General features: G+C 68.0%; 6 protein-coding genes and 1 pseudogene. 2 read left to right on the top strand and 5 right to left on the bottom strand.

All coding sequences use genetic code 11. The features are described from left to right. Both EN780_RS20230 and EN780_RS20225 read left to right on the top strand, forming a co-directional pair. Positions 1–1109 (top strand): folylpolyglutamate synthase/dihydrofolate synthase family protein (locus EN780_RS20230; RefSeq protein ID WP_133372653.1); only part of this gene is annotated, 1109 nt, incomplete at its 5' end. Between the two features lie 40 nt (positions 1110–1149). Further along, a complete protein-coding gene (locus tag EN780_RS20225; RefSeq protein ID WP_128275110.1) occupies positions 1150–1569 on the top strand; it encodes a VOC family protein in 420 nt (139 codons plus the stop codon). 21 nt (positions 1570–1590) lie between these two features. Here EN780_RS20225 and EN780_RS20220 read toward each other — a convergent pair whose 3' ends face one another. The 5 genes and pseudogenes from EN780_RS20220 to EN780_RS40715 form a co-directional block, all read right to left on the bottom strand. Continuing rightward, positions 1591–1872 (bottom strand): cupin domain-containing protein, encoded by a 282-nt coding sequence (locus EN780_RS20220; protein ID WP_127283612.1) that lies wholly within the window; start codon positions 1870–1872, stop codon positions 1591–1593. Between the two features lie 133 nt (positions 1873–2005). Then, on the bottom strand, positions 2006–2329 hold the full coding sequence (trxA, locus tag EN780_RS20215) for a thioredoxin (RefSeq protein WP_126057124.1): 324 nt from the start codon (positions 2327–2329) through the stop codon (positions 2006–2008). Positions 2330–2403: 74 nt separating this feature from the next. Further along, entirely contained in the window at positions 2404–5916 is a 3513-nt protein-coding gene (addA, locus tag EN780_RS20210) for a double-strand break repair helicase AddA (protein ID WP_128275109.1), read from the bottom strand. Next, a complete protein-coding gene (gene addB, locus EN780_RS20205; RefSeq protein WP_128275108.1) occupies positions 5913–9032 on the bottom strand; it encodes a double-strand break repair protein AddB in 3120 nt (1039 codons plus the stop codon). The genes addA and addB overlap by 4 nt, the downstream gene beginning before the upstream one ends. After that, positions 9029–9184, bottom strand: a pseudogene (locus EN780_RS40715) (nucleotidyltransferase family protein); the annotation flags it as partial. The pseudogene EN780_RS40715 and the gene addB, both read right to left, overlap by 4 nt.

Genomic DNA, 9184 nt, shown 5'->3' with positions numbered 1-9184 from the left:
ATGTGCACACCTCGCCGCACCTGGTGAACTGGCACGAGCGCTACCGCCTCGCCGCCGAGGGCGGCGGCAAGCTGGTCGACGACCAGGTCTTCGCCGATGCCATCGCCCGCGTCGCGGCGGCCAATCAAGGCCAGAAGATCACCGTCTTCGAGATCCTCACCGCCGTCACCTTCCTCTTGTTCGCGGAGCATCCGGCCGAAGCGGCCATCATCGAGGTCGGCCTTGGCGGCCGCTTCGACGCCACCAATGTCATCGCCCGGCCGGCAGTGTCGGTGATCATGCCGGTGTCGATGGACCATGAGGCCTATCTCGGCGACCGCGTCGAACTGATCGCCGCAGAAAAGGCCGGCATCATCAAGCCTGGCTGCCCGGTTGTCATCGGCGCGCAGGAAAGCGAGACGGCGCTGCAGGTGCTGATCGAGACCGCCGAACGGCTCGACTGCCCGACCTTCGTCTACGGCCAGGATTTCCTCGCTTTCGAGGAAAACGGCCGCATGGTCTACCAGGACGAGGACGGGCTGATGGACCTGCCGCCGCCGCGCCTGCCGGGGCGCCACCAGTTCGCCAATGCGGCCGCGGCGATCGCCGCGATCAAGGCCGCCGGCTTCGAGATCAGCCATCGCGCCGCCGAAAAGGCGATGGCCAGCGTCGCCTGGCCCGGCCGCATGCAGAAGCTGGCGCAAGGCAAGCTGGCCGAATTGGCGCCGAAGGGCGCCGACATCTGGCTCGACGGCGGTCACAATCCGGGCGCCGGCGTCGTCATCGCCGAGGCGCTCGCCGAGCAGGAAGAGAAGCACCCGCGGCCGCTGTTCCTGATCTCCGGCATGATCAACACCAAGGACCAGAGCGGCTATTTCCGCGCCTTCAAGGGGCTCGCCCGGCATGTCTATACGGTGCCGGTGAGCCTCAGCGACGCCGGCGTGCCGAATGACGAACTGGCGCTGCGTGCCGCCGAGGCCGGCCTGTCGGCGGAACCCGTCAGCTCCGTCGCCAGCGCGCTGATGCTGCTGCGCGACACCTGGGACGGTCCGCCGCCGCGCATCCTGATCGGCGGCTCGCTTTACCTGGCCGGCGCGGTGCTGGCCGAAAACGGCACGCCGCCGACCTGAGGGCAGGGTTCCGACCTGTTCTGACCGCAAGGAGCCCGTCGTGATCAAGGTCAAGCAACTCGCCCATGTCTGCATCTTCGCGCATGACCTGGAAGCGACGCGAAGCTTCTACCGCGACGTGCTCGGCATGGACACAAGGTTCAATTTCCTGCGCGACGGCAAGGTTTTCGGCTTCTACCTCGATTGCGGCGGCCGCAGCCATGTCGAGGTGTTCCAGAACGACGAGGCCAGATACAGCGATCGCAACCAGATCAACCATTTCTGCCTGGAAGTGGAAAACATCGACGCGGCGATCGCCCATATCAGGTCGAAGGGCGTCGAGGTCACATCGAAGAAGCACGCCTGCGACGACACGTTCCAGGCCTGGATCAGCGATCCGAACGGCGTGAAGATCGAGCTGTTCGAATACACCGCCAAAAGCGCGCAATTTACCGGCGGCGATCGCATCGCCGACTGGTGACTTCCGCGCGCCGTCTATGGGCTATTTCAGCTCGATCTCGATGAAGGCGTATTCGCTGTCATTGGCGCTGATGACGTCGTGCTCGACGCCCTCCTTGCGGAAATAGGGCGCCCCCTTCTTCATCTCGGCGAAGGATTCGCCGTCCTTGGTCAGCAGCTTCACCTTGCCGTCCATCAGCGGCACGATGACATAGTCATGGCCGTGGCGGTGCCAGCCGGTGTTGTCGCCGGGCTGGAAGCGGTATTCGGTGACGATGACGCGCTCGTTGTCGATGAAGACGGTGGCCTTGGCTGTTCCGGTCATGGTGTTCTCCTGTCCGTCCCAAGCAGACGACATGCAGGCATAGCACACGAGGGCCAGAAGGCGCCGAGACATGGCGCCAAAGAAAAAGCCCGGCGCGATGGCCGGGCTCGTCCTTTGAAACTCTTCGATTGGCTCAGGCGAGGCTGCCGTTGATCCAGTGCGACAGCGCGGTCTTCGGCGCCGCGCCGACCTTCATGTCGGCGACTTCGCCGCCCTTGAAGATCATCAGCGTCGGGATCGAGCGCACGCCGAACTGGGCGGCAAGCTCCGGATTCTCGTCGATGTTGAGCTTGGCGATCTTCACCTTCGAGCCAAGCTCCTTGGCGATGTCTTCCAGCGCCGGGGCGATCATCTTGCAGGGGCCGCACCATTCGGCCCAGAAATCCACCACGACCGGCTCCTTGGCGTTGAGCACATCGGCCTGGAAATTGCTCTTGTCGACCTTGACGGTGGTCATGCGGAAATCCTTTCGAGAACTCGGGTTACACCAAATGTGGTGGTGGCAGCGGCCTAATTCAAGCAGTTCTTGTGTCACGCTCCCGTGAGTCGGGCAAGGGCATCGTCAAGAGCACGCGCCGGCAGCTCGATCAGCCTTGGTGCCTCGGTGAACAGCAGCACGGCCCGGACCGCGCGGCCGGGATAGAGCGGCTGAAGCAGTGCCCGATAGAGCGCGAGCTGCAGCACGTAGGCAGGCGGCACCTCCTCCAGCGTCGCCGGCGCCGGCCGGTTGGTCTTGTAGTCGACGATCGACACGCTGTGCCCAGAGATCGCCAGCCGGTCGATCTTGCCGGAGATCGAGCGTAGCTTTCCCTTCACCTCGAGGCTGCCCATGACCGCGACTTCGGCGCGCGATGCGGGCGCGAACAATGCGGTGAAGCGGGGATCGGCGAGGATCGCCATCACGGCTGCCAGCGCTTTGCCGCGCTCTGCTTCCGGCCAGCCGGCGCCGGCGCGCGCCAGATAACGTTCCGCGGCGTCCTGACGCTCGCCTTCAGCGATCGAAGGTAGCATCTGCAGCAATTTGTGCAGCGCCAGCCCGCGCAGGACGGCGAAACCGGGCTCTGCCTCGGCATCCAGTACCGGCGAGCGCGTGTCGGTCACCGTCTGCTTGGCCTCGTCGATCAGCGCTGAGGCGCCGGAGGGCGACAGAGGCCGCGGCAGCTCCTCATAGGGCGGCAACGGGCGGAACAGGTTTTCCGGCAGCGGCGCGACATGCTGCACCGGGCTTGCCGATCCGGCCGCCACCAACGCCACCGGCGGCAGCTTGGTCATATGGAAGCGGTGCACTGCGACCTCGTCCGTCGCCGGGTGCCGGCGCTCCCCGCTTTCCGGCGCGCCGATCAGCGCCCGGCTGACGATCGCATGCCAGGTGCCGGTGCTCGGCGCGCGCTTGCCGTGATAGCCGCAGACGACCAGCCGGTCCTCGGCCCGCGTCATGCCGACATAGAGCAGACGGCGGTATTCGTCGTCGGCAAGCTCCCTTGCATGCGCGGCCGCGGCTTTCGAAAAGCTATTGGCAACGTCGCTCGCCGAGCGCCAGAGATAGCCCTTGCCCCCAAGATGCTCGCCCGAACCCTCGAACGGCATCAGGCGCGGCAGATGCTGGTCGCTGAACGGCGCCGAACCGCCATCGACCAGGAAGACGACAGGCGCCTCCAGGCCCTTGGCTGCGTGCACGGTCATGACGCGTACCTCGTCGCGGGTCTGGTCCATCTCGCGCTTGATCTCTGGCCCGCTGCTTTCCAGCGTTGCCAGGAAAGCCTCCAGCCCCGGCAGGCCTGTGCGCTCCTCAGCAAGGCAGAAGCTCAGGAATTCGTCGATTATGTCGCCGGCTTCCGGCCCGAGGCGCGCGATCATCTTCTTGCGCAGGCCGTCGCGCGCAAGGGCCGCGGCGTAGAATTCGAACACCGGCTTGAAGGCTGCCTCGTCCGTCCAGGCGTCGAGCCGCGCGACAATGCCGGCCAGTACGGCATCCTCGCCACCCTGCTTTCGGAGCGAAGCGATTAGCGAAAGACCCGTCGGCCGTCCGTTAGCCAGCGAAAAGAGCCGCTCCTCGGACACGTCGAAGATCGGGCTGCGCAGCACGGCCGCCAGCGACAGGTCGTCCTCCGGCTGGATGAGGAAATGGCCGAGCGCGATCAGGTCCTTCACCGCGATGTGCCCGGGCAGGCTCAGCCGGTCGGCGCCGGCGACCGGGATCTGCCGGTTCTTCAGGCTGCGCGACAAAGCATGGACGAAGCGGTCGCGCTTGCGCACCAGGACAAGGATGTCGCCGGCCGTCAGCCTGCGGCCCTTGCCCTCGAGGACCTCGCCGTCCCGGAGCCAGGCCTGGATCGTCGCAGCCACATGCTCGGCCACCCGCACCGCCGGCGCGCTGGCATGGTTGACCGGCAAGGTCCAGTCGTCAGGCTCCTCGACCGCGTCGGCGCCGATCGACGGCCACACCTCGACATAGCCCGGCGCGTCGGTGCGGATCGCCTTGTGGCTGAGCGGATCGGGGTCGTGGCTGATGCCGCGCCTGACGCCCGGATCGGCAAAGACACGGTCGACGGCGGCTAGCACATCGTCGCTGGAGCGGAACGACCAGGTCAGCTTGAGATCGGCGAAAGAGGCTTCTGCGTCGCGCACGCGACCGGCAAACAAAAGCCTGCTCTCGGCAAAGGAATCGGGTGCGGCGCCCTGGAAGGAATAGATGGACTGCTTTTCGTCGCCGACGGCGAACATCGTGCGCCGCACCGTCTCGCGCTGGCCGAGGCCGGCGAAGAACTCCTCCGTCAGCTTCTTCACCACCTCCCACTGGTCGGGGCTGGTGTCCTGCGCCTCGTCGAGCAGGATGTGGTCGATGCCCTGGTCGAGCTTGAACTGCACCCAGGGGCCGGCATCGGGCCGCGACAAAAGGGCGACGGTGCGGGTGATCAGATCGTTGAAGTCGAGGAAGCCGCGGCTTCGCTTCAGCTGCTCGTAGCGGGCGATCAGCCAGCGGGCGATGGTCAGCGCCGCCGCCGTGCCTTCGAGCATCCGAAACAGCGCCAGCCGGTCCGAAACCTCGAGGATCGCCTTGGCCGCCGCCAGATAGCGCTCCGGCAGGTCGGGCAGCCGGTCGAGCAGCGCCCTCTTGAAGGTCTTTGCCGGCTCGTAAGCGTCGCCATCGGCCTTCAGGAAAGCCTTACCGAGCAGCTGCAGCCTGCGGATCGGGTCGGCTTCGGCAAACGCCAGCCGGGCATAGGGCAGGATGTTGTTCAGCACGATGCGCGCATCGGCCGTTTCCGCGGTGCGCGCGAAGCCGGCGAAATAGTCTGGCAGGAAGCCGGGCAATGGCCAGAGCGAGGCGGCGATGTCGTCGGCCGTCAGGCCCGGCCTGAAGCGGAATTCGGCGAACAGCGGCCGGAAGTCCTCGCCCAGCCCCGACAGGAAGGCGCGCAGCCCATCGCGCTTGTTCACGATCTCCGAGAGCAGCGCGTCTAGACCCGCCTCGCCGCCGCGCTCCAGTACCGTGGCGAAGGCGTCGGCCAGGCTTTCGGCGCCGGCGCTGGCGCCGGAGATCATGTCGCGGCGGGCATCGGCGAACAGCGACGCTTCCATCTGCGGATCGAGCATCTCGAAATGCGCGGGAATGTTGGCCTCCAGCGGGAACTGGTGCAGCACCGATTCGCAGAAGGCGTGGATCGTCTGGATCTTCAGCCCGCCCGGCGTCTCCAGTGCTTCGGCGAACAGCCGCCGCGCGCGGCGCATCGTGTCGGCGTCGGCACGGCGGCCGTCAAGCGTCGCGATCCGCGCGGCGAGCTCGGCGTCACCGAGCGAGGTCCATTCCGACAGCGTCGAAAACACCCGGTTCGACATGTTGGCGGCGGCGGCGCGCGTATAGGTCAGGCAGAGGATTTTCGACGGATCGGTGCCGTTGAGCAAAAGCCGAATGACGCGCTGCGCCAGCACATGCGTCTTGCCCGAGCCGGCATTGGCCGACACCCAGGCCGAATTCAGCGGGTCGGAAGCGCGCGCCTGGCTTGCAGCGGTGTCGCTGGGGATCGGGTAGGCCTTCTTCATGCCTCCCCCGCCTCGTCGTCGCTATCGCCTCCGGCCGACCATTCGAGCACGCGCGCGAGATGGTCGTAGTCGCCATCGGCCTCGCCCTCGCGGAACGGCAGCGCGCGCGACAGATAGCCGGTCGTCGGGTCGGCATAGTGGAAGAGCAGCTTCTCCAGCCGTGCCCAGGCCTCCTCGGCGAGCTCATTGGCGGTCCTGGGCTTGCGGTTGTACTCGAGGATCGATTCCTCGAACACGTCGCCATTGGGCTTCAGTCGCACGAAGGCGAGCTGCGAGGGCTCAGCTGTGCCGAGCGCCTTGAAGGCGCCGCGCCTGAGCAGCGCGCCTTCCAGCGCCAGCTGTGGCGAAAGCAGCGTGTGCGCCTGCGCCTTCGATGGCGAGGAGCCGGTCTTGTAGTCGAGTATGTCGGCCATGCCGCCGGCCAGCAGGTCGATGCGATCGGCATAGCCGGACAGCGTCACCCCGGTGCGGCCGACCACGGTCTTCTCGGCTCGTTCCTCGGCATAGCGTTGGGCGACGGCGTCGGCGCGGCCATGCTCCCATTCGATGATGTTGGCGGCGAGCTTTTCGAAGCGCGGCCACCACACCGCCTCGATGTCAGGTGGCAGTGCGGCTTCCGCAAAGCAGGCCCGGCCGGCTTCGAGAAGACCTGCCAGCGCGTCCGGCTGGCGCGGATCGGCGATCCTCGCTGAGAACAGATGCAGGATGGCGTGGAACAGCGTGCCGCGCTCGGCCGCTCCGGGATCGCGGATGACCGGATCGAGCGGCATTAGGCCGAGGATCCGCCTGGCATAGACGGCATAGGGGTCGCGGCGCAGCGTCTCGATCTCGGTGACCGAGAAATGCTGCGGCCGCACGCCGAGCGGCGGCCTCGGCTGCGGTCGTGGCGCGAAATCCTGCCGCTCGCCGGCATCGAGCGCGCGCGCCCAGGCGAGCAGCGCCTCGCCGCGCCGCAAGGGCGCTGCCGCATGCTCCCTGCCGATGAAGGTCAGCATGCGTTGCAGCCAGCGCGACGGCACCGCCGGCGCGTCGCCGGAGCGGGCCGAGCGCGTCAGCACCACCTCTTTCGCGCCCATCGCCATCTGGAAGTCGTGCGCGGCAAGGCCGATGCGCCGTTCCGGCGGCTCGAGATCGATGCCGGTCTTCATCAGCCGCGACATGAAGCGGTCGCTCTCCGGCTTGCGTGGCCACACGCCTTCGTTGAGCCCGCCAATGACGAGCGTGTCGACGCTTTGCAGCCGCGCCTCCAGCGCGCCCCAGATGGCGATGTTGCGGTCGGTGCCTTGCGCCGGCTTCACCATTTCGGGTGCGATCAGCGCGTTCATCACGTCCGGCCATTCGGCTGCCGCGAAGGCGAACGGCACCGAAGCGGCGACGAGGCCGCGCATGAGTTCGGCGAGCTTCTCGCCGGCGTCGCCGGCATAGAGTTGCGTCAGGCCGCCATCGGCTGCCCGGCCAAGGTTCTCCAGCACAACAACGCTTGCATGCGTCAAGGCGGCGAGGTCGGCATCCTGTTCGCCGCGAAAGGCGGTGAGCGGCGCAAGCGCCTCGGCCAGGCGGGCAAGCATGTCCCGCGCCTCGTCGATGCCGCGCGCCGACAGCCGCGAGAGCCAGAAGGGCGGGCGGCTGCCGCCGAGACCCGAAAGGCGGGCCTCGAAAAGCAACGCCAGCGAGGCCGCGTCCGGCCGCCCGGTGCCGCCGCGCAATGCCACCAGTTCGACGATCCCCGCCGCATGGCGCACGCGCCCCCGGTCGAGGTCGAGGCCAAGCAGCGGGTGCTTCAGCAGCGACAACAGGCCGACCGGATCGCCAGGCCGGAATGCGGCCTGCAGCGCCAGCCTCAGCAGGCTCGCCGCCGGCGTGTTGGCGAGCGGCGTGCCGCCGGAATCGTCGGCGACGACGCCGAAGCGCTTGAGCTCGACGGAGACGCGCCGCGCCAGCGCGCGGTCGCCGGTGACAAGTGCTGCGCGCCGGGCCGGCTGCTCGACGGCGCGCTTCAGCGCGATCGCGATCGCCACTGCCTCGTCGCGCTCGCTTGCGGCTTCCACCAGCGTCACGCCGGCCAGGGCTTGGCCCATGGCCTCGCCTTCGAAACCGGGGCGGGTCGCGGTCCACAATTCGGTGGTTTCGGCCGGTCGCAGTGCTTCGCCGACAAGCGCCGCGCGCAGCGAAAGCGCCCGGTCAGCGGCGACGATCTCCTCGACATCGGTGCGCAGCACGCCGATGCCGCCGATCAGCTTCGCCAGCCCGAATTGCGGATGGCCGAGCGTGGCCGGCCGCGCGCCGGGCGCCGAAATCGCGGCGAAGGATGCCTCATCCAGCCCTTTGTCGAGGCCAGGCAGCACGACAGCGCCGTTAGGCAGGCCGGCGATCACCCCGAGCAGTTCGGCTGTCGCCGGAATGGAGCCGGTCGAGCCGGCGGCGATCACCGGTCCGGCCGGCGGATTGCGCTTCAGCCGCGCCGCCTCCAGCCGGATCAGCGCGCTGCGGTGCGCGGCCGGATTGGAGAGGCTGCGCTCCTCCAGCAGCCTTGGCCAGTGGTCGGTGACGATGCCGAGGAAATCGAGCGTCACCTGCCACCAGCCGGCGAGGTTGCCGCTGACCAGCCCGGCGAGCTTCGCCCAATCCGTGCCTTCGGTCTCGATTTCGTCCATCAGCCGGGCAAGGTCGCGCGCCAGCCAGATGGCGTCGGCCGCCGAGGTCGGCACCACGAATTCCTCATTGAAGCGCGCCGCGACATGCGCCGGCAGGCTCTCCTTCCACGCCCGCACCAGCGGCGCCAGCAACAGCAAGCGTTCCTGCGCCGCGATCGGCGGCGCCAGATCGATTGCTGGCGTTGCCTCGGTGTCGAAGGTGGCCTCGTCCTCGTCGAACTCGCCGAGCGGCCGCACCGTCGGCAGAATGGCCGAGCGACCTCCCAGCATGTCAACGAAGGCGCCGCGCAATGCCCGCGCCGCGCGCCGCGTCGGCACATAGAGCGTGACGTCGGCGAGCGCCAGCGGGTCGCCCTCGAAGCGGAAGCCGGGGACAAGCCGGCCGGCCAGCAAGGCTTCAGCCAGCGTCGGCAGAAACGGCGCTCCGGGCGGGATCGAGAAAACGCGGCGCGAGCCGCTCATATCGCTTTCGCGAGGGCGCCGGCGACCGCCGCCTCGGCGAGCGGAATGGCGTCGGGCGTGCCGACGGTGATCCAGCGGCCCTGCATCGCCATCCCGAACAGCCGTCCGGCGGCGATCGCCGTGTCGAAATAGGCGTTGAGCGAATGCGGGCC

The sequence above is a fragment of the Mesorhizobium sp. M4B.F.Ca.ET.089.01.1.1 genome (genome assembly GCF_004022605.1).
Classification (GTDB): domain Bacteria; phylum Pseudomonadota; class Alphaproteobacteria; order Rhizobiales; family Rhizobiaceae; genus Mesorhizobium; species Mesorhizobium abyssinicae.
The sequence above is the reverse complement of the archived record's forward strand: the minus strand, read 5'-3'. Positions and strand labels throughout refer to the sequence as shown.